Origin of the sequence: Marisediminitalea aggregata (assembly GCF_900129565.1) — a bacterium.
In the GTDB taxonomy this organism is placed as follows: domain Bacteria; phylum Pseudomonadota; class Gammaproteobacteria; order Enterobacterales; family Alteromonadaceae; genus Alteromonas; species Alteromonas aggregata.
The window spans coordinates 257088-279603 of the sequence record NZ_FQWD01000004.1; the positions used below are offsets into that span (position 1 = coordinate 257088).

The window sequence follows — 22516 nt, forward strand, 5'->3', positions numbered from 1 at the left end:
CAACCAGTCGGCAGGCAGTATGGCGTATTTCACGTCAGCCGTAAAGCCGCCCACTTCGCTGCATATCTTCACTGAACAGACATTTTTGTCGATTAACCGAAAAAAAGCACAAAGAACCAATTGCTTGGTATACCTTTAAGCCCTCGATTACAGGGTAGCAAGCCATTATGTCACTTTTAATTTCGCGAAAAATCCCGCTATTGTTCCTTTCCTTTTGCTGTGTAAGCATCGCATCAGCAAACACGGCTGACCCTACCCACTGGCCGTATTCAGAGGACACGCCGACTGTCACTTCACTGAATATCGGGTTAGCGGGTGAGCAGCCGGTAGACATTAGCCGTTTCTTACTTTCACGTGGCGTCAGCCAGGCCCGCATTAACCCTCAGGGTACGCAAATCGCCTATCTGAGCACTATTACCGGCGTGCGTCAGCTGTGGGTACAGTCGGTTCATGGCGGTCAGGCAAAGCAGCTGACGTTTGGCAATGGCCTGTCCTTTTTTCGCTGGCACCCCGATGGTACTCAACTGATATATGGCGCTGATAATGACGGTAACGAGCGCGAGGCTTTCTACAGTATTCACACCAACGGCCTGTCGGAGTCTTTGTTGTTAGCTCACAGTAATGCGTTCAGACGTTTCGGCGAATTCAATCACGACGGCACGCGATTTACCTATGCGTCGACTGAACGTAACGGCCGGGACTTTGATATTTACGAACACAATATGACTACCGGTAAGTCCAGCATGATTTATCAGGCTGAATTCGGCTTTTTCCCTGCGGCCTGGCAACCCGGTACGCACAATGTCATCGTAACGGAAACCCGTGGAGAAGATGCACAAGACGTTTTCCTGCTGGATTCAGCCAGTGGTGAATTACGTCCGCTTTACACGCCGGCTGTGGCCGCTGCCTTTAGCCATTTCCACTGGAGTGACGACGGCAACACGCTCTATTTTGTGTCGAATGTAGACCGTGAAATGACCGCTGTATTTTCTTATGACCTCACAACAGAAAAAACAACCTTGATACATGAAAGTCAGTTCGACTTAGAAAACCTTCAACTGTGTAGCAAACCGTCGAGCCTCGTCTGGACCGAAAACAGAAACGGCTTTGATACCTTATTTAGCAGTAAATTAACCGGGGCTGGAACGCGCAAAATTGACATGCCCGAAGGCGTATACAGCGTGAGCTGCGCGAGTGAAAGTGATGCGCTGGCTGTGCAAATTAGCAGCCCGACATCGCCTGCGAAAGTGTACACCACGACCCTGACAAGTAATCGCCATCGCCTGGTGGTCGACGCCACACTGGCGGGTGTAGACAGCAATGCCTTAATTACGCCCGAAGCTATTGATTTTCCTGCCAGAGATGGCATTACCTTGCACGGCTTACTTTATTTACCGAAAGGCAAACTTAACAATGTACCGCTGGTCATTGATGTTCACGGCGGTCCTACAGCTCAGGCTAAACCGGCCTGGCAACCGCTCACGCAATATCTGGTGGGTAAAGGCATTGCGGTACTGGACATTAACGTGCGGGGTTCTACCGGCTTTGGTAAAACCTACGCGCGTTTAGACAATCAGGAAAAACGCTTGCACAGCGTGCGAGATTTGGTTGATGCACTGTCCTATCTGAAAGCGGATCCTCGCATTGATGTACAAAACAGCGCCGTTATGGGTGGGTCCTACGGCGGCTACATGGTTAACGCCGTGATGGGGCTTTATCCGGATGCATTTAAAGCTGGCGCCTCGTTTGTTGGCGTATCTGACTGGGTGCGAGCGCTACAGGAAGCCTCACCGGGATTGAAAGCCTCAGACCGCATTGAATATGGCGATATTCGCGACCCCAAATGGCAGGCTTTTTACGCCGAGAACTCGCCCATCAATACGGTGCATCACATTCAGGCTCCGATGTTTTTTGAGCACGGTGTTAACGACCCTCGTGACCCGGTTACCGAATCGGACCGTATGGTGAAAGTACTGCGGGATAAGGGCCTGCCAGTGACGTATTTACGTTTTCCTGATGAAGGTCACAGCGTGAGTAAATTGGAAAACCGTGTTACCTTTTACCGTGCGTTGGCAGAATTTTTAGAACGCCATTTAACTACACAACAATAAAACAATAGGGAACCTGTACCATGAAGCATGTGTTGATGGTTGGCACGCTTACCGCTCTCAGTCTATTAACAGGCTGTCAGTCCACATCAAATGAGGTCGACGCCTACAAAGGCTTGTCTGTCGCTCAACAAATTGCGAAAAAACACATCATTGTTGACGGCCATATCGATGTGCCATATCGCGTTCACAACAAATGGGTTGATGTAACCGAGGCCACTGCCGACGGGGACTTTGATTATCCTCGCGCGGTATCAGGCGGTCTGAACGCACCGTTTATGTCGATTTACGTTCCGGCCAGTCTGGATAATTCAGACGAGTCCACCCAACTGGCGCATTTGCTGATAGATTCGGTTGAGGCCATCGCATCCCGCGCCCCGGACAAATTTGCCATTGCCACCAGCGTCGCGGATGTGCGTGAACAATTTGCCAAAGGCCTGATTTCGCTGCCGATGGGAATGGAAAACGGTTCACCGATTCAAGGCGACCTGGCCAATCTGGAAGCCTTTTATAATCGAGGCGTGCGTTACATTACACTGGCTCACTCACGCGCCAATCACATCAGTGACTCGTCCTACGATATTCGCCGCAAGTGGAAAGGCCTGAGCCCCTTTGGTAAAGAGCTGGTCACAGAAATGAACAACATCGGTATGCTAATCGATATTTCCCATGTTTCTGACGACGCGTTTTATCAGGTTATCGAACTGACCAATACGCCGGTTATTGCTTCGCATTCATCGCTGCGTAGTTTTACGCCAGGCTTTGAGCGCAACATGACAGACGACATGTTGGTTAAGCTGGGTGAAAACGGCGGTGTTGTGATGATCAACTTCGGCTCGGGTTTTGTCACCAAAGAGGCCCGCATGTGGAGTGACAACCGCACCAAACAGCGCAATGCGCTTATTAAAGAATTTGGCGAAGACAGCGAGCAGGTTAAAAACTTTGCTGACCAATACAGCAAAGAAAATCCTTACCCTTACTCAACGCTGGCGGATGTGCTGGATCACATAGACCACGTTGTGAAGCTGATCGGCATAGATCATGTTGGCATTGGCTCTGACTACGATGGCGTGGGTGATTCCCTCCCCATCGGGCTAAAAGACGTCGCGTCTTACCCGTCGTTAGTGCAGGGCTTACTGGACCGCGGTTATGACGAAGCCAGCATCGCTAAGTTGTTGGGCGAAAACCTGTTGCGAGTGTGGTCTGAAGTAGAAGCCTACGCAGCAGCTCACTAGTTTGCTGCGCCTTAACGCTCAGCGGCTGGAACATTCGACTGCTGGCACAAGCCTCTTGTGCCAGCAAAGTTTATTAACGTATACTCATCGATAGTTGATAGAGTCAGGATAACCATGCAGCGCATCGTTTTGTATTTTTTGATAACAGCCATCACATTGCTCCCGCTGGCCGGGCATGCAATGAGCCTGACTGCGCCTGAGATGCAAACGAGCACCATGACACAAGCAGCGCCGGACACGATGAATGCTGACATGAAACAGCACCACAGTGCATCGGCAAATGCCCACAGCTGCTGTCCTGAATCTGGTAACAATACTGAAGCAGCCACCGATGCAGTCACTGGTGCAGAGACTGCTCACAATTGCGCCATGCAAAGTGATTGCGACAAAGGCGGTTGTGCTTGCAAACATTTGTGTCAGTCGCCGGTATTTATTGCCGAGTATCCTCAAATCAATAGCCCGGTGACAATACAACACGCGTCACTACGCTTCTCTGCTCAGCCCTTCAGCGGTCAGCTGAATACACCGTTCCGCCCACCTATAGCCTAAAACCCAAGTCGGTGCATTCGCCGGTTCGAACTGCACATGGCAAATTGCCGTATGTCTGTTGAAGCAATGCTTTGACGATATCTGTTACTGATATTCCGTTTTGGGTTTTAACATGAAACAAACAACCTATATTGCCACCCTGTGTGGCTTGTTACTCAGCCTGATGAGTCCTGGCGCTATGGCTTCGCAACCCGCCAGTGAGGCGTTAAACTGGTTGCTGGACAGCGCTGTTAAACACGATCTGTCGTTGCAACAAAGCAGGCAATCCGAACAGGCGCTGAATTCACAACAAGCAGCGGTCAGTCGGCTACCTGACCCGCGTGTTTCGCTTAGCGTGCTCAACGTCCCGACCGATGGCTTCGCACTAAACGAACAGGCCATGACACAGCTAAAAGTCGGCGTGTCGCAGATGTTGCCGCGCGGTGACAGCGTTGCTTTGCAACGTCAGCAAATAGCAACGCAGGCTAGCGCTGAACCCCTGCGCAGACTAAACCGTGAATGGGAACTCAGACGCGATATTCAACTGACCTGGACAGAATGGCTGATAGCGGCGCAGAGTGCCGCTCTAATTCAGGCTCAACAGCAGGTCGTCAGTCAACTCTCCGATGCCATCGAAAACAGCTATGCTGCATCGTCAGGTCCGTCACAATATGACGTACTGAGTTCAGATGTACTGGCCTTGGCACTGGAAGACAGACTGGATACTGCACTGACCAGCCAACAAACGGCGCAAGCGAAGTTTACTCTGTGGCTACCAGACGCATTGCATCAGCAACTGAGCTATTTATCGCCTGCAGACAGCGACACTCAATGGTTAACGGCAAAGCAGTGGTATGCCCAGCGAGCGATATCCGATGCAGATCGCATTGCACTGCTGCAACAACACCCTTCTGTTCGCCTGAAGAACACACAAATTGAAACACAGCGAATCAAGCAACAGCAGGTCACCGAAAGTTTTGAGCCCCAATGGGAAGTCAACGCCGGCTACGCCTATCGTCAGGACGATACGGCCAACCGCTCCAGAGCGGATTTTGTTTCTGTTGGCGTGAGTGTTGACGTGCCCTTATTTAGCCGCGCGCATCATCGCCCGGCCATTTCAGCCACCGTACAGCAAGCAGAAAGTATTGAGACCGAAAAGCGCTGGTTAATTCAGCAACAGCTTAGCGAAGTCGAACAACTTTATGCCCAATGGCAAGGCCTGAACCGCCGCTATACTCGATATCGCGATGCGCTGTTGCCCTTACAACAACAGCAATACGATGCGGCGCTGAACGCCTATACCAGCGCAGATGGCGACTTTCTGGCTGTGTTACAAAGCCATATTGCATTGCTGGACGCACAGCTCAAACAACTATCGATTCAGGGTGAGATGGCCAAACTGGGTATAAAACTCGCCTATTATCTTCCCGCCCAGGCCACTCAGGAGTAATCCCATGACACATCACAATTATTCAGGTTCCGTGAAACCGACCTACCTTGTCGCTATGCTCTTTGTCGGCATTGTTCTGGGCCTTGGCGCAGGCTGGTTGCTCAACAGCAGTGACGCACCTCACGCTGCAATGAACGAATCGTCGGGCGATACCAACGACGAAAACGAAATTCTGTATTGGGTGGCTCCCATGGACAGCAGCTATCGACGGGATGGCCCCGGCAAGTCGCCCATGGGAATGGACCTGGTGCCGGTATACGCCAACGATCAATCTGAAGCCCCTGGCACGGTAACCATATCGCCCAATATTGAACAAAGTTTGGGGGTAACAACCGCACCAGCACAATTTGAGTCTTTATCTGAGTCAGTCGCGGCGCTTGGGGTCATTGGTTTCAATCAGGATAACATTGTCCACGTACACCCACGGGTGAAAGGCTGGATCGAGTTCCTTAGTGTGACCAACGAAGGGCAAATGGTCCAAAAAGGAGACGTGCTCTACCGGCTGTATTCCCCGGAATTGGTAAATGCGCAGGAAGAGTACCTGCTTGCGCTTAATCGCAATAATCAAAACCTGATCAAGGCAGCAAAAGACAAACTGATCGCCCTACAGTTGCCAGAGAGCACAATAGAATCGGTTACTCGCACGCGCAAAGTCAGTCAACAAGTGGCCTTTACTGCACCGCAATCCGGTATTGTCGCGAAACTGAATATTCGCCCGGGATTCTATGTAGAGCCCGGCACCACTCTTATAGAAATTGCCAGTCTGAACGAAGTATGGCTCACCACCGAAGTGCCGGAAAGACAAGCGGCCGATATTCGGGCCGGTCAGCACGCCATGATCACACTGGATACCTACCCGGACGACGTCTTTCACGCCATGGTCGACTACGTATACCCGGTCATGAATGCCACTACCCGCACATTACAAGTCCGTCTGCGCTTGCCGAATGAGACACAGCAACTCAAGCCGAATATGTTTGCCAACGTGGTGTTTCTAATTAGTAATGACGAGATGGTCCTGACCGTCCCTCGCAACGCCGTGATCCGCACCGCGCAAAACAACCGTGTAGTGCTGGCACTCGGCGACGGCAAGTTTAAGTCGGTTGCGGTAACCCTTGGCAATACCAGTAAAGATCGGGTAGAGATTGTCGATGGCCTGCTCGAAGGCGATGAAGTCGTGACTAACGCCCAGTTTTTACTTGATTCAGAAAGCGCCATCGATTCCGATTTAGCGCGCTTCAGCAATGCCAGTGATGGCGAACAGTCGATGTCATCACGAGCCTGGGTAGCAGGAGAAATCAACAGTGTCGATAGCGAAGCGCGCACGGTGAATGCCAGTCACGAGGCTATAGAAGACTGGCAGTGGCCAGCCATGGTAATGGATTTCGCCATCGCTGAAGATGTTGATATTTCTCAGCTCGGTGCCGGCGTATCACTGCACATGGAAATCGATAAATCCGTATCCGGTCTGCCACTCATTACCGGCATTCACATTATGTCCGGTATGGATCATGACGCAATGAACAATGAGGACAGCAACGAAGCACCAGAATCGGATGTGCAGTCGGCCACTGTCGATGGCGTGATTAACACTGTCGATGTGACCTCCCGCGTACTCAACATTTCGCGCGGAGCTATTGAGAAATGGGGCCGCGGCCCAGCCACACTCGACTTCGCGGTAGATGAAGCTGTAGCAATGGACGCCCTGCAACCAGGCCAGACAATTTCATTTACGTTTGAGATCCACGATGGCGATTTCATCATTGTCGATATTACGCCACAGGCTAGCGCGGTTCACAATGAACACGCGCATCACGAATAGGAGCCAACTGTGATAGCACATATTATTCGTTGGTCCATCGCAAACCGGGTCCTGGTTCTCATCGCGACGCTGATGCTGGCAGCGGCCGGCATGTGGTCGGTTAAGCAAACCCCGGTTGATGCGATACCCGACCTGTCTGATGTCCAGGTTATTATCAAGACATCCTATCCGGGTCAGGCTCCGTCGGTAGTTGAACAACAGGTGACCTACCCGTTAACAACGGCCATGCTGTCTGTACCCGGCGCGCACACCGTCCGTGGATTTTCGTTCTTCGGCGACTCCTACGTATATATCCTGTTTGACGACAGCACCGATATTTACTGGGCCCGTTCGCGCGTGCTGGAGTATCTATCGCAGGTGGCGCCAACCCTGCCGGATACCGCTACGCCTCAATTGGGGCCCGATGCAACCGGGGTGGGCTGGGTGTATATCTATGCGCTGTCAGACCCTACGGGGCAACACGATATTGCAGACCTGACATCGCTGCAGGACTGGTTCCTGAAGTACGAACTGCAAACCGTGCCGGGTGTCGCCGAAGTGGCTACCGTGGGCGGCATGAAAAAGCAATATCAGGTGGTTATCGATCCACTGCGTTTGCAGGCCTACAACCTGCCGCTCAGCAGCATTGAACGCGCCATTACCCGGGGCAATCAGGAAGTCGGCGCATCGGTAGTGGAAATGGCCGAAGCCGAATATATGGTCACGGTTACCGGCTACCTGCAATCTCTCGACGATTTGCAACAGGTCGTATTAGGCGCCACCCCACAGGGCACGCCTGTATTGCTGAGTGACGTGGCAGATATCCGCATTGGACCTGCTGCCAGACGTGGCATCGCAGAGTTGAACGGTGAAGGCGAAACTGTGGGCGGCATCATTGTTATGCGCTACGGCGAAAACGCAGAGAAAACCATCACGGGGGTCAAAGCCGCACTAGAGCGACTACAGGCGGGGTTGCCTGATGGCGTAGAGATAACACCAGTTTATGACCGCTCAAACCTGATCACCAAAGCCGTCGACAACCTGTGGGACAAGCTGCTCGAAGAATTAATCATTGTTGCGGTAGTATGCGGGCTCTTCCTGTTGCATTTACGCAGCGCGATTGTGGCGCTGGTCACATTACCGCTGGGCATTCTTGCGGCGTTCATTCTCATGCATTTTCAGGGGCTGAATGCCAATATCATGTCGCTGGGCGGTATCGCCATTGCCATTGGCGCGATGACCGATGGTGCCATTGTAATGATAGAAAACTTCCACAAACATCTGGAAGACCCAGCCAATCAGCAGCGTAACCGCTGGGAGCTGGTTGCAGACGCTGCCGGCGAGGTTGGCCCTGCGCTGTTCTTTAGCCTGCTGATTATCACCGTGAGCTTTTTGCCGGTATTTATTCTGGAAGCCCAGGAAGGCCGAATGTTCGCTCCTCTGGCCTACACCAAAACCTATGCCATGGCAGCGGCGGCGGGCTTGGCGATTACCCTGATCCCGGTACTCATTGGCTATTTTATTCGCGGCAATATCCTGCCCGAAGCGAAAAACCCAGTAAACCGGGTGATTCAGGCAGCCTATAAACCCGCCCTGCGTGCTGTACTGAGCTTCCCGAAAACCACCTTGCTTTGCGCGGTTATTATTGGGGTGATTGGCTTTTACCCACTGGGGAAACTGGGCAGTGAGTTTATGCCGCCGCTGGATGAAGGCGATCTAATGTATATGCCAACCACCTATGCCGGGGTATCAATTGGCGAGGCGCGTCAGATATTGCAACAAACCGATAAGCTCATTCGCACTGTTCCCGAAGTCGAAACCGTGTTTGGAAAAGTAGGACGAGCAGAAACTGCTACCGACCCAGCGCCCCTGACCATGATTGAAACCTTTATTCAGTTAAAGCCTCAGTCAGAATGGCGAGAAGGGGTGACCACTGAATCACTCAGAGCGGAACTGGACAAGTTAGTGAAGTTTCCCGGCCTGACCAACGCCTGGGTGATGCCAATAAAAACCCGTATCGATATGCTGGCAACTGGTATCAAAACCCCATTAGGATTAAAGATATCCGGGCCGGATATCGCGGTCATCGAGCAACTGGGTAAAGACGTGGAACGTATCCTCGGCGATTTACCTGGCACAGCTTCTGTGTATGCTGAGCGCGTGGCGGGCGCACGCTATATCACGCTGGATGTGAATCGCTATGCCGCGGCTCGTTATGGCATGAACATCGCTGATGTGCAGCAGGTTATCAGCACCGCCGTCGGCGGGAAAAAAGTTACGACGACCGTTGAAGGTCTGGAACGCTATTCAGTGAATATGCGATACCCTCAGGCTTACCGGGATTCACCGGAAGCCATGGCCGATTTACCGCTGATAACCCCTACGGGCCAACGGATTACCCTTGGCGACGTTGCTGATATCAATATCACACAGGGTCCGCCTGCGCTGAAAAGCGAAAACGCGCGATTAACCGGCCATACGTTTATCGATCTGACCACCAGTGACATTCAGACCTATGTGGCAGACGCAAAAGCCGCGCTGGATAGTCAGCTAACGCTGCCCGCAGGCTACAGCCTGAAATGGGCTGGCCAGTATGAGTATATGGAACGAGCCAAGCAGAAGCTTACCTATGTATTGCCGCTGACACTGGCAATTATTGTGATCCTGTTATTCATGAGTTTCCGCAATATGGTGGACGTGGCCATTGTGCTGGGCACCTTGCCTCTTGGCCTGATTGGTGGCTTCTGGTTGCTGTACTGGCTCGACTATCAATTGTCCGTCGCCGTTGGCGTAGGCTTTATTGCGCTTGCCGGTGTCACCGTGGAAATTGGTGTGATCATGGTGGTTTACCTCAACGAGTCGTGTAAATCCTTAGCTCGCCAGCACCAAACGATAACCACTGCGCTATTGCGTAATGCGGTTGCAGAAGGCGCGCTTAAACGGGTTCGACCGGTACTCATGACCGTCGCAACAGTGATGATTGGCCTGTTACCTGTCATGATGGGCTCAGGAACAGGTTCTGAAGTAATGAGCCGGATTGCAACGCCCATGGTAGGCGGCATGGCGAGTGCACTGGTGCTTTCCTTGCTGGTAATCCCCGCGTGTTTTTACCTGGTGCAAAAACAACGCATGGCCAAACAGCTCGCTGAGTAACAACGAACGCCGCTATGTGTTGCGCATAGCGGCCATATCTGTCTATTCAGAGGTTAACGAAAATTCAACGAATCCGCGCAATGCACGCATCATAGGAAAGAACTGCGGATTAACCTGCGGTACCGAACAGGTTTCACTTAAATCAGCACGGTTTTTGTCGAAATTCATTTTTTCCAGCAAGCGGCGATTAACCACCAGATCAGCGTGACATAAGTTATGCGATGCATCAATCACGTAGAAGGTATTATTGGCGTCTACTGATGCCAGTAAGTTTTCGACACCTTCGATAGGCGTGGTCTGGTCAGCTTCAGAATGCGCAATGAATACCGGTACAGTAATGTTTGCCCCTTGCTCCAATTGTTCGCGAATTTCACGAATCAGCGACATCAGCTCCAACCCGGCAAAACTGGCCACTTTCGGGTACTTTTGCGGGTTTGGTCCATCGGTTTTGTAATCGCCATCAAGCATTTTAGCCAGCCAACGCATTCCCCAAATTTTTGATAACGACTCGACATTGCCGTTCAGCGCCAGTGCGCCGGAAAACAGCATTAAACCTTTTACGTTATCCGGGTGTTTGAGCGTGTAGTCCACTGAAAGTGCGCCGCCTGTAGAGAATCCGCCCACAACCACTTTACCCGAACTACTCGCACCAAGTGCCAGTGTAATCACTTCATCAACATGAGCTTGCCAGCGCTCTGCTAACTGGTCATCTTCCATATCAGCATCGGCGTCTTTCAAACCGTGTCCGGGCAGTAACGGCGCAATGACCGTATATCCCTGGCTGTAGAGCTCATCGGCGATTGCCGAAACAAAAAAGGGTGAATCGCTTAAACCATGCACCAACACCGCAACAGGGCTGTCTGATTCGGCCTGCATAAGTATAAACGGCGCATTGCCTTCACCGCGTAACGAGTCGGCGCAAACCGCAAACCGGTTAGGCGTTGACTCCATACACTTTCTGACCTCGCCCAAGGACTTAGCGTACAAGTCCTGAAAACCGTTAGTCAGCTCAAAATACGACTGCGCAAAGGCCGATGAACTAAGTGCTGCGGTACCGAGTAGCAGGGCACTGCACATGGCAGTAAAAGACTTACGTGTTAACAAAATAAACTCCCAAGGCTAGGTTGCCGCATACTATGGCGAGCTTGCCCGTCAAATGCAACTGCTCAGTGTGTCGAAGACTGCAACCGATACATCAACACCGCAGCGCGTTTCGCCTGTGATGGCAGTGACTGTATGACCGCTGATTCATTCACGGTATGCCCCGCCGAACCACTCATGCCCAGTCCATCCAATGCCATATCAACATACTCCGCGGTAAAAGACACATCTGCGGCCCCGGCATTAAGCGGGTTAACCGCTGTTACCGGCCCCTGCCCCAGATCAGCACTCACCGTACTGTATATTTCGAGTAGCTGGCGGTTTCCTGCTTTCGGTGCCATTGGCGGATACCCTTCACCAAACTCAATGGAGGCTGACGTTTTCGGCAAGTTTTGCGCGACCAGCGCCTGCATTTTGCGCTGTACCCGAGTCAGTTGCTCCTGGGAAATAGCCCGAATATCGCCTGTGACGATAGCGTGTTCTGCTACTACATTGTTCTTGCCGAATGCCGTCCCACTGTTTTTGGCTCGGTCATGAGTCACCTCAGTACCTCCCATGATTCGGCCAGGGTTAAACGTAAGTAATTGCTCACTTCTTAGTTCTTCATAGAAACGGGTAAGAATACGAGAAGCCTCGTAAATAGCCCCTGCGCCCACATTGGGTTTAAATACCTGAGACGAATGCGAAGGCGTGCCTTTTACTGTCAGAGTCCAGTCCACCGAGCCACGGCGGGACGTGTTTGCCGTTTTCGGATTGCCGTCACCATTCTCAAAACCAAGCGCTACGTCCGCCCATTTTGCTGCCTCTATCAGTGCTGCTTTAGATAACGATAAGGGTCGACCGCTTAACTCCTCATCACCGGTGAGTACCACCTGTATATTCATCGATTTCAAAGCGCCGACGTGCTGTAATGCACGCAGCGCCTCCAACATAATGATGTTGCCGCCCTTCATGTCAGCCACGCCTGGACCTTTAATAGTTTTATCATCAACGTAGGTCATCGTCTGAAAAGGGCTTTCCGGTTCAAACACCGTATCCAGATGGCCTATTAATAGTATATTCGGCCCCTGCCCGCCTTCGTGTTTTGCAATTAGATGACCGGCACGATTAAACTCTTTACCGTCTTCAAACCAAACCTTAAAACCCAGCGCTTTAAATTCCGGTGCCAGTAGGTCAGCGACTTTTTTTACCCCGGCAAAGTTCATGGTGCCGCTATTTATGTTGACGCTTTTCTCCAGCAATGCCATGGCATCAGATGTGCGGCGATCAACGGCGTCTGCCATGGATTTTTCATCTGGATTAAGTGCAGCTGCAGTACCAGTAGAAAGCGCCAGGCCTAAAGCGCAGGTTATGGCCCGTAACGTGGTTTTCATTCTGTGTTCCCCGGAATAATTATGCTTTACTGTTCACTATGACAAAGTTAGCCTGAATTAACGAGAGGCAGGACGATGAATGCCACGATAAAGCAGATTGTAGGCTCGCTCCCTGTCACGCACACGTTTGAACAACAACGATATTTTGACTTCCTGAGTCGACGCGCCATACTAAGGCCTGTTAATCCGAACCTCACAAACAACCCTTATCACCGGTCAGTCAAAGGATCCGTTATGTCCAAGAAAGTCTATTGCTGCGCACAGTTTTTACCTAAACCAGGCCAGGAAAACGCCCTGTTTGAAGTACTGCAAAGCCTGGAACCCAATACCATCAGAGAGGATGGTTGTATTCAGTACATTGTGACACGGCATGTCACCAGTCCGTTTGCGGAAGGCAAAAGCTTTCCCATTATGTTCAATGAAATCTGGGCCGATATGGCGAGTTTTGAAGCACATTGTCAGCGCAAGGAAATCGCTGACTTTTTTGCCAAATATTGTCAGGCGGACGATGGGCTTGCTGAAGATTGGAATGTGTGTATTTACACCGATGAGCCGGCGGATTACGACGCCCCTCAGTTATAATTCTTGTTGAAAATCGCTCGTCACATTTATCGCAAACGAAGACGAGCGGTGCTCCTCATTTAAGCTTGTTCTGCGAAGTACGCTTCCAGGTCATCGCTACCACCAATGTGTTTACCACCGATAAACACCTGAGGTACCGTTGTTCTGCCACTGATTGCTTTCAGTGAGGTCAGTGAAGCCCCTTGTCCCAGCACAATTTCCTCATAGCGGTAACCGTGATGTTGCAGTAGTGCTTTCGCTTTGGCGCAATATGGGCAACCCGGCTTCGTCAGCAAGGATACCGGTTCCTGCTTCACCGCATTGGGCGCAATGTAACTTAACATGGTGTCAGCGTCTGACACTTCAAAGGGGTCGCCTGGTTTGTTGGGCTCGATAAACATCTTATCAATAACCCCATCTTTCACCAGCATGGCATAACGCCAACTGCGCTTGCCAAAGCCCAGATCCGCTTTGTCGACCAGCATGCCCATGCCATCGGTAAACTCGCCGTTGCCGTCCGGTACCAGCGAAATGTTTTCCGACTCCTGGTCCGCCGCCCAGGCATTCATTACGAAGGTATCATTCACTGATACACAGACAATTTCATCTACACCGTTTTGCTTGAACACATCTGCCAGCTCGTTGTATCGAGGCAAGTGTGTAGAAGAGCACGTTGGCGTAAACGCACCTGGTAACGAGAAAACAACCACGGTCTTTCCACTGAAAATGTCGTCGCTTGTCCGATTAATCCATTGTTCGCCATCGCGGATCGCAAAAGTTACGTCAGGCACTTTTTGGCCTTCACGTGAAGGCATATCTACTGGGTGTGTCATTGTTTTCTCCTTAATTGATGTATCCAGTATAGACTTATCGCCAGAGTATGGAAGTGAAGTTAATCTATCCTGATAATCTACATATGCGATTAAACATGATTTTTTAATCAGTTATTTTTGGTATTAAGAAGTATCCCCGTTTATGGTTTGCGATGCCCCAATTACATGGCGATACCCGAAGGCTTTGTTTATCCTTTGGCAAGTAAGGTATCAGGGCAACATCGTTACCTTACAGAAAGTTTGAAAAAGGCAAAGCGCGACGAAAGCGCGTGACGCAAAGCCTCCGGTCTTCATCCTTTGATATGATAGCGGGGCTACCGAACACAAAGGGCTTTCCGGTTCCCCCTAAAAACCGCAGACCCAAAACGGTGTTCACTTTTTCATTGTGTAATGACTATTACAGCGAGCTTCGGACAGGAATAGCCAGGCTCCAATGAGGATTGAACCTATGATGATTCTGGTAGGTGGCGAAAAAGGCGGTAGCGGCAAAAGCTGCCTGGCCCAAAATATCGCCGTGTACTTGCGTTGTGAGAAAAAAGCCAGTGTGTTAATGGTGGATTGCGATCCACAGCGCACCACCTCTGACTGGGCGCAAGAGCGCAGTAGCAACGACGAATTACCCAACATTACCTGTATACAACTATACGGTAAGATTCGAAACGAACTGCTCAGTCTGAAAGAGCGCTACGACTATGTCGTTATCGATTGCGGTGGACAGGATAACCTGGCACTGCGTTCGTCAATGGCGGTGGCCGACCACATACTGATTCCACTGCGACCAAAGCGTCGCGACTTAAAAACCGTACCACACATGGAAGACATATTGTCGACCTGTAAAATGGTCAACCCCAGAATGAATGCCGCGTTTGTGATCACCCAGTGCCCTTCCCTGCCGAGTCTGGCTCCGCGGATCCTCGAGGCGAAGGAAGTGTGCCGCTCTTTTGAGGTGCCGGTGCTTAACTCGGTCACCTTCAGCCGCAACATGTATGATGACTCAGAAGAGTCGGGTCGCTCGGTGCTGGAAAGCGAGCCAACTGGCAAAGCCGCGATTGAAATCAGAAGTATCATTGAAGAGCTGCTGGCCCGCAGAAAGGGGGAACAGAATGAGCCTACTCAATCTGTCGCGTACCACGTCGCGAGCTAGCACGATTAATACTGAGCCAGTAACTGCCGATACCTTTATTGACGACGCCCTGAATTATGCGCAGGGTCGACCGGCGCATGCTGACTCCCAAACGCAATTAGTTACATCGGCTTCTAAAGTCAGTAACGATGCATCAATGCAACCTATGCGCAGAGCTACCTTCACGCTCACCGAAGAATGCATTGATCAATTGCAGGAAATTTCTGACCACAGCGGGGTCGCCAAGTCTAAATTAATACGGCTATGGATAGCACATTTTGCACACACAAGGAGTGACTGGTAATGTTGCATAAAAAAACGACAAGCGATTAAATTTTAAACATGTGTAGGTGGAATTAACCTATACTAAAGTATAGCGACAGATAAAACGCAGATGTATGTAGTAGCGGTTTTAGCAACAAGTATAAGCGGTGTAAAAGGTATTTATGATAACCCGTGGCAGTATCTTTCTGCTGATGCTTTGCGTGTCCGCGCAAGCAGGCGGACATCCTCTGCGACATATTTCTTTGGACAGCACACAGCACGGAGACCGTTCATCTAACGTTCAAATGCTGATTGCCCAGGGTAATATTCAGCAGGCGGAACAGCAAATAGTCGACTCTCTTGCGCTGGCTCGCGCCGACAAGGATGATGAATCTGTCGCGCTTGGCGTGCATGCGCTCGGCCATTTATCGCTGCTTAAAAACCTCTATCCTCTCGCCCTTACGCAATTTCAAAATAGCCTGGATTACTTTAAAAGTGCCAACAACCCGTTAGCGATTGCGGATCTTTACACCGATATAGGTCGCACCTATCGGGTGATGGGGTTATATCAATCCGCTCTGGGTTATTTCAACCTGGCCAAAGAGATCTATCATCAGCAAAATCGCAATGACGGTATTGCATTACAGCAACTGGAAATAGGTATTTCCCTGCGTCAATTGGGCCAGTTTGAAAGCGCGCTGAGTCAGCTTGAAAGGGCCCTCCCCTTGCTCAGAGAGAGTAATGACAACGCCGCCAGTGCGCTGGCGTTGATGAATATTGCCCGGGTATACAGTGATGTAGGCAAAAACGACGAGGCATTGCTTTATTTAAAAGATGCAGAGCAACTAATCCGCACTTTATCGATGTCACTGCTCAATGCAGAACTGGGCTATCACCTTGGTAAAGTGTATGCCAAGGAGGGAGACTTCGAACCCGCGTTGCGCTACCTGAATAGCAGTATTGACGGTTTTTCGAATTTGGGCGCGCTGTGCGACCAAAGCAAGGCCACTACAAGTGTCGGTGATATATTAATCGCGAGAAAACAATACGCAGAAGGGCGGCAACTGTTGCTTGACGAGCTTGATCATGCGACCGCGAACAACTGCACCACACTCTTAACTGATATTCATCTGGCGCTGGCAAATGCCTATCTACCCGATAACCAGGAAAAATCCAATGAGCACATTGAATTAGGTTTGCAGCAAGCCATAGACCGGGAGGAGCTATTCACCCAGTCTCAGTTTGAGGCAGTCAGAGTGGATATGTACGTACAGCAGCAGGATTTCCAGTCGGCGTTCAGTGCCTTGAGACGCCAACGTCAACTTGAATCAGACAGCCTGGATCAGCGTCGCTCTCTGGCGTTGCTCTACCTTCAATCACAAATTGATGTCGAGCGTCAGGCCCAGGCGCTCACGTTGTTAAGTAAAAACCAGGCAATAGAACTTGCCAGAGCAGAACAGCAACAATTACGCACCAAGATGCTGTATGGCTCGTTACTCGCCTCGTTGCTTTTTGTATTTCTGTTTTGGAGCAGAGTAAACCAGAAACAGCGTTCCAGCTTGTTAAAGCGCGAAGTAAAGCGCCGCACCCAAGAGCTGGAAATAAAAAATGCCGAGTTAGAGAGTGCATATCAGGCGCTTGAACGCGCCAGTCTGCTGGACCCGCTCACTGGCTTGTATAACCGCCAGTACCTGAATAACCAATTGCCCCAGGAAATTCATCGTGCGCAGCAAAATTACCTGGTCAACAAGCCCGTAGGTGCCGATGCCGCGAATGCGGATCTGGTTTGCTTTTTACTGGACATTGACAACTTTAAGCACATTAACGATACCTATGGGCACCTCGCGGGCGATCGCATTTTAGTGCAATTAAGCCGGTTACTGCGGTCGGTGTTCCGACCATCCGATATGCTGATACGCTGGGGCGGTGAGGAGTTTTTAGCGGTGTGTCGAAATACTAGCCGGTTAGAAGCGGTATCGCTTGCAACCCGCCTGCATCAATCCCTGCATCAGGAGTTATTTTCACTGAGCGACAATACCCGGCTGAATATTACTTGCTCCATCGGCTTTTGCGTATTACCGCTTTACCCGGAGGAACCGGAGCGTCTGGAATGGTCTGACTATTTTGCTATTGTCGACGACTGCCTTTATGCCGCTAAAAGCTCTGGCAAGGACTGCTGGATTGGGTTGTTGGGGGAGAAGTCCCAATCTCAACACCAGTCTCATTCTCCCTCTCCGATTGAGGTGAAATATGACTTACCGCCAACACGCATCCAAACGTCGTTGAATCACTTGTCGGCGGTGAACTGGAATTGTAGCGAGTAGCCGCTAGCCAGCCATAGGAAAGTAGCGAGCCTACACCCCGGTTTTCAGATCTTCCAGGTGATACTTATCGATAAGCGAATACAGAGTTGGACGCGTTACGCCCAGTAACTCTGCGGTTTTCGACATATTCTTATCCGCCCGTTGATACGCTTTGCGGATAGCCCGGCTCTCCGCTTGTTCACGCACTTCACGCAGATTCAACGTATCACTTTCAAAGTCTTCAGTCGGTGCTATCAAGCCCAGATCCTCGGCCTGGACGACCGTTCCCTCAGCCATGATGACTGCAGACTTTAACTTGTTCTGTAATTCGCGAATATTGCCCGGCCATTTATGCGCCAGTAACGCCTTAATTGCGCCATCACTGAAGCTTTTCGCTTTGGCATTAAACTCTTCCCGGTACTGATTCAGGAAGGTTCGGGCTAACAAGACAATGTCTTGTTCGCGGTCGCGAAGCGGTGGAATATTAATGGGAATTTCACCAATACGGTAGAACAAATCTTCCCGGAAGCTCTCTTCCGCCACCATAGTTTGTAAGTCGCGGTGCGTCGCACAGATCACCCGAATATCGACAGGGATCTCATTGCGTCCGCCTACGCGCTCAATCACTCGTTCCTGCAGGAAGCGCAACATTTTAGCCTGCAATCCAATCGGCATATCGCCAATTTCATCGAGGAACAGGGTACCCCCCTGGGCTGTTTCTATTTTACCCATGGTCGTTTTATTGGCGCCGGTAAACGCGCCTTTCTCGTAGCCAAACAATTCACTTTCCAGCAGGTTTTCCGGAATCGAGGCACAGTTTATGGCTACAAACGGTTTATCTTTTCGTGGGCTGTGTTCGTGAATACTGCGGGCAAACACTTCTTTACCGGTACCACTCTCCCCCAGCAACAGCGTGCTGATATCAGTACCGGCAATCTTTTCAGCCTTGCGCATGACCAGTTGAATGGCTTCACTGTTACCAATGATTCGGCCCATGGATGGACGGGTTTTCGCCAGAATGCGATTCTCGTCTTCAAGCTTGGATAAGTTGAGGGCGCGATTCACTAACAACTTGATGGTGTCTGAATCGATGGGTTTTTGATAAAAGTCATAGGCACCGAGGTCAATCGCTCTCAGTGCATTCTCTTTATCGTTGTTGCCTGTTACCACAATCACTTTTGTGCGTGGTGACAAAGCCATAATTTCTTCAAGTGTTTTTAACCCTTCAGACGCATTAGCCGGATCAGGAGGTAACCCGAGATCCAGTGTCACTACGCTGGGTTCAAAGCGGCGAAGCTGTGCTATGGCAGACTGTCTGTCGTCCGCGAATACCACGTTATAATCGGTTAAGCTCCATTTTAACTGTTTCTGAATGCCTAAATCATCATCAACTACCAGAATGGTGTCAGCCATGTTTATTTTTCCATTTCGTTCCGACCACGAGGGTATTTATTCAATGGGGAAGCCCAGCGTAAAGCAGGTTCCCATTCCCGGTTGGCTCTGCACCTGCAGATAGCCCCCTATGGATTCCATATATGTTTTTGCATCGTATGCACCAATACCCATTCCAGCATTGCCTTTAGTGGTATCAAATGGCTTGAACAGACGGTTTTTAATAAACTCGTCGTCCATTCCGCATCCGGTGTCTTCGATAAAAATCAGCTGATATTTGCGTTCAGCATCGAGTACGACGGTAATGTCTACCTGACCGTCATCCGGTGTGGCTTGCTGCGCATTGCTAATTAGATGATACATGACATTGGCGAATTTTTCCTGATCCACCACCACGCTCGTCTCATCCTTTAGTTGCATAACGGGTAAGGGCTGGTGTGACTGACAACGCTGCGCAATCACGTCTGATATTAATTCAGAAAGTATATGGGTTGCATCAACACCGGCCTCATCGACCTGCTTTTCCGTTAACTGACGCAGCATGCGGTCCATACGAGCCTTGGTATGATGCAACGTTTCGAAGGTATCTTCAATAAATTCGGGATTATCTTTGTGCTGGGCCGCATTGCACAGAATTAAATCAATCTGGGCCAATACGTTCTTCAAATCGTGCAGTACGAAGGCCGCCATGCGATTAAATGCCGCAAACTGAGCATTTTCCGCCAATGACTGCGCGGCTTCGTGGAAGTAAATAAAGTTTGCTATCTGGTTAGTCACGGCATTCAAATAGTCCCGTACTTCCCAGTTGAGTGAAACCTTTGGCCGGTCGACCGCGCTGAGTAATGCCAGCCCCCACATTTTGCCTTCCCGAATAAAAGGCAGTACCAATTGCAATTCCGTGTCTTCAATCACCTTTGGCGGCAGCTGCAAGCCCTCATAGTCAAAAGGCTTGCTGCGATACTCTTCTAAATCAACCATCCAACCAGTGCGCTCGCAGTAGTCCCACAATTCATTCAATGCCGGTTCCGCCTGTTCCAGTGGCATGAAGTACTGATTGCTCACAAGAGTAAAACGCCCGCCCTGCTTTTTGACCAGTGCGCCGCTATCGTAGTTAACTGCACCCATCACCCCTTCGAGTGCCACATGGTACACGCTGGCTGATGACTGATCGGTATTGGCAAGCACATTCGTCAGCTTGACCCATTCCTCGCGGTAATCAAACTGGTTGGCAAAGAAGTGTTTGGTAATGAAGATTTTAATGCGGGTACGGAAGTTGTTTGACAAAAACAGCGTTGCCAGCAACACCATGGACAGCGCGATTAATACGATTTGAACCGTGCTGCCCCAACTCCAACCCAGATAGTTAATTACATAACCAAGTGCAGCCATGACAAACAGGTAAATGCCTGCCACCAGCAATAAGCTGCTGTGCAGCACCACATCACGGGAGATAAAGATGTTTACGCCCCAGTGTTTTATGCGCCGGGTGGCAATAACCAGAAAGGGCAGCATAAGCAAATAGATATAGCCGCGAGCGGCAATAAAGCCGGGCTCCACCTGCGCAATCATGGTGGCATTGGCGTAAGACACAAATTCAAATAAGTTGGTGGCACCTAAGTAAAAAGCCAGTGGCTTGTAGGCCCATTGCTCGTCCCCTACCTGTCGGTATAACACCTCAAGTAGAATCAGCACTTCAAGGGCAATCAGGGTTTGCAATAAAAAGTGCCAGGTAATGTCTGTGCGCACAACCCAGGGTAACACCAAAGCGACAAGGGGCACTGACAGCGCAATGAGGGTGGCAGGTTGCCGCAATACCTGCCAGATATTCTGAAAATCCGGTTTCAGGCAACCGGCAATAAACAACAGCCAGATAGCCTGCTTGATGCTGTCACCCTGCAGCAGATGAATAACGTCGAGGGGGCCACTGAGCACACTCACGAAACTCAATGACCACAGCATGGTGACCAGCGTTGCCAGGCTGAGCAGATACTTTGCCAGTCCTGGCTTCCTTACCGTAAATAACAGCAACAACAGCACCAGGTAGCCGGCTGCGTTTAGCCCATATCCAATATCAGCAATCATCTGTCACCACTCGATGTATGTCCCTGTTATCGACAGTTTAATGTTAACTTAACGCTTTTTCACAACCAGGCTGCCAATTGAATAACCCGCACCAAAGGAACAGATCACCCCAACGTCTCCCGGTTGCAGATCCTGATGATGCAGCGCAAACGCGATCACTGAGCCGGCAGAGGCAGTATTGGCATATTCGTCCAGCACGATCGGCGCTTCCTGTTGCGACGCTTCACGGCCTAACAAACGCTTACAAATCAACGTATTCATATTGATATTGGCCTGGTGTAACCACCAACGGTTAACATGCTCCGGTTCGTATCCATGCGCCGCCAGATGCGCGCCAATGTGATCGGCGGCCATGGGGCACACTTCTTTAAATACTTTACGACCAGCCTGATGAAACAGTTTATCCGGGCCAAACGGATCAGCGTCATTTGCGCGGCTAATATAGCCAAAATTCGACCGGATGTTATTTGAAAATACGGTTTTCGCTTTGGTACTTAAAATATCAAAAGCACTGTCTGTCGAGACGGTGTCAGCCGACTCCAGTACGGTTGCCGTTGCAACATCACCAAAAATGAAGTGACTGTCGCGGTCGGTGTAGTTAATTTGTGGAGATACCAGCTCCGGATTAATCACTAACACACATTTGGCATTGCCCGACGCAATCATTTCCCACGCCCGGTGCATCCCAAAGGTCGCCGCAGAGCACGCAACCAACATATCAAAACCGAAACCTTCAATCCCCAACGCTTCCTGCACCTCAATCGCGATGGCAGGATATGCTCGCTGGGTGTAGGCGCACGACACAATCACTGCGTCGACATCCGCCGCCGTTTTATTCGCGTCGGCAAGGGCAAGTTTAGCGGCTTCAATGGCGATCTCGGCCTGGTTCGACATCTCGTCCTCGCCGCGCTCCGGGATAGCAGGCCGCATGCGTTGAATATCCAGCGCACCGTCTTTGCAATAAATATATCGGCTTTTGATGCCCGAGGCCTTCTCAATAAATTCCGCACTGGAATGAGGCTTAGCGTCCAGTTTACCGGCAGCAATGTCTGCATCGTGTTCTGCATTGTAGGCATCTGCCCACGCGTTATAGCTTTCTACCAGTTCTTCATTGGTTATTTTGTTGGGTGGTGTCCACAGGCCGACACCACTTAACACTACGGATGAATTCATATTATTTTCTGTCTCAATTCAGTCTGCCGCTGCATC

The 22516-nt window shown here is 50.6% G+C and carries 16 protein-coding genes and 1 riboswitch; of the genes, 10 read left to right on the forward strand and 6 right to left on the reverse strand.

All coding sequences use genetic code 11. The annotated features are described in order from the left end of the window. Positions 1–167: 167 nt before the first annotated feature. From BUB81_RS12695 to BUB81_RS12720, 6 genes are all read left to right on the forward strand, one after another. Positions 168–2111, forward strand: coding sequence for a S9 family peptidase (locus BUB81_RS12695; protein ID WP_084526516.1), 1944 nt, complete (start codon positions 168–170; stop codon positions 2109–2111). Positions 2112–2131: 20 nt separating this feature from the next. Beyond that, positions 2132–3343: a dipeptidase gene (locus BUB81_RS12700; RefSeq protein ID WP_073323325.1), complete on the forward strand. Its 1212-nt coding sequence runs from the start codon at positions 2132–2134 to the stop codon at positions 3341–3343. Positions 3344–3457: 114 nt separating this feature from the next. After that, positions 3458–3892, forward strand: coding sequence for a hypothetical protein (locus tag BUB81_RS12705; RefSeq protein ID WP_073323327.1), 435 nt, complete (start codon positions 3458–3460; stop codon positions 3890–3892). Positions 3893–4004: 112 nt separating this feature from the next. Beyond that, entirely contained in the window at positions 4005–5321 is a 1317-nt protein-coding gene (locus BUB81_RS12710; RefSeq protein ID WP_139241577.1) for a TolC family protein, read from the forward strand. Between the two features lie 4 nt (positions 5322–5325). After that, complete coding sequence (locus BUB81_RS12715; RefSeq protein ID WP_073323331.1) at positions 5326–7143, forward strand: efflux RND transporter periplasmic adaptor subunit; 1818 nt, start codon at positions 5326–5328, stop codon at positions 7141–7143. Positions 7144–7152: 9 nt separating this feature from the next. After that, positions 7153–10275: an efflux RND transporter permease subunit gene (locus BUB81_RS12720; protein WP_073323333.1), complete on the forward strand. Its 3123-nt coding sequence runs from the start codon at positions 7153–7155 to the stop codon at positions 10273–10275. A gap of 42 nt (positions 10276–10317) precedes the next feature. Here the strand turns inward: BUB81_RS12720 and BUB81_RS12725 are convergent, their stop codons facing one another. After that, positions 10318–11379, reverse strand: coding sequence for an alpha/beta hydrolase (locus BUB81_RS12725; RefSeq protein WP_084526518.1), 1062 nt, complete (start codon positions 11377–11379; stop codon positions 10318–10320). Positions 11380–11441: 62 nt separating this feature from the next. Then, complete coding sequence (locus tag BUB81_RS12730; RefSeq protein ID WP_073323337.1) at positions 11442–12749, reverse strand: M20/M25/M40 family metallo-hydrolase; 1308 nt, start codon at positions 12747–12749, stop codon at positions 11442–11444. 234 nt (positions 12750–12983) lie between these two features. On the opposite strand from BUB81_RS12730, the gene BUB81_RS12735 reads away from it, so the two are divergent. Next, positions 12984–13331 carry a putative quinol monooxygenase gene (locus BUB81_RS12735; protein WP_073323339.1) on the forward strand — a complete coding sequence of 116 codons (348 nt, stop codon included), beginning with the start codon at positions 12984–12986 and terminating at the stop codon, positions 13329–13331. Positions 13332–13390: 59 nt separating this feature from the next. On the opposite strand, the gene BUB81_RS12740 is transcribed toward BUB81_RS12735, so the two are convergent. Continuing rightward, on the reverse strand, positions 13391–14143 hold the full coding sequence (locus tag BUB81_RS12740; protein ID WP_073323341.1) for a glutathione peroxidase: 753 nt from the start codon (positions 14141–14143) through the stop codon (positions 13391–13393). Between the two features lie 238 nt (positions 14144–14381). Then, positions 14382–14465, forward strand: a riboswitch (cyclic di-GMP riboswitch). A gap of 126 nt (positions 14466–14591) precedes the next feature. Here BUB81_RS12740 and BUB81_RS12745 point away from each other — a divergent pair. The 3 genes from BUB81_RS12745 to BUB81_RS12755 all read left to right on the forward strand — a co-directional run bounded on the left by BUB81_RS12745 (position 14592) and on the right by BUB81_RS12755 (position 17854). Continuing rightward, positions 14592–15287, forward strand: a complete 696-nt coding sequence (locus tag BUB81_RS12745; RefSeq protein ID WP_073323343.1) for an AAA family ATPase — start codon at positions 14592–14594, stop codon at positions 15285–15287. After that, positions 15247–15570 (forward strand): hypothetical protein, encoded by a 324-nt coding sequence (locus BUB81_RS21960; RefSeq protein ID WP_073323345.1) that lies wholly within the window; start codon positions 15247–15249, stop codon positions 15568–15570. Before BUB81_RS12745 ends, BUB81_RS21960 begins: the two co-directional genes overlap by 41 nt. A 142-nt stretch (positions 15571–15712) precedes the next feature. Further along, positions 15713–17854 (forward strand): GGDEF domain-containing protein, encoded by a 2142-nt coding sequence (locus BUB81_RS12755; RefSeq protein WP_073323347.1) that lies wholly within the window; start codon positions 15713–15715, stop codon positions 17852–17854. Between the two features lie 30 nt (positions 17855–17884). Here BUB81_RS12755 and prsR read toward each other — a convergent pair whose 3' ends face one another. From prsR to BUB81_RS12770, 3 genes are read right to left on the reverse strand one after another with little or no spacing between them, the layout of a single operon-like run. Beyond that, entirely contained in the window at positions 17885–19246 is a 1362-nt protein-coding gene (prsR, locus tag BUB81_RS12760; protein ID WP_073323349.1) for a PEP-CTERM-box response regulator transcription factor, read from the reverse strand. A 36-nt stretch (positions 19247–19282) separates the two neighbouring features. Further along, entirely contained in the window at positions 19283–21307 is a 2025-nt protein-coding gene (gene prsK, locus BUB81_RS12765) for an XrtA/PEP-CTERM system histidine kinase PrsK (protein ID WP_073323351.1), read from the reverse strand. A 48-nt stretch (positions 21308–21355) separates the two neighbouring features. Continuing rightward, the gene (locus tag BUB81_RS12770) at positions 21356–22480 is read right to left on the reverse strand and encodes a beta-ketoacyl-ACP synthase III (RefSeq protein ID WP_073323353.1); all 1125 of its coding nucleotides are present in this window, start codon (positions 22478–22480) and stop codon (positions 21356–21358) included. Positions 22481–22516: the final 36 nt, after the last annotated feature.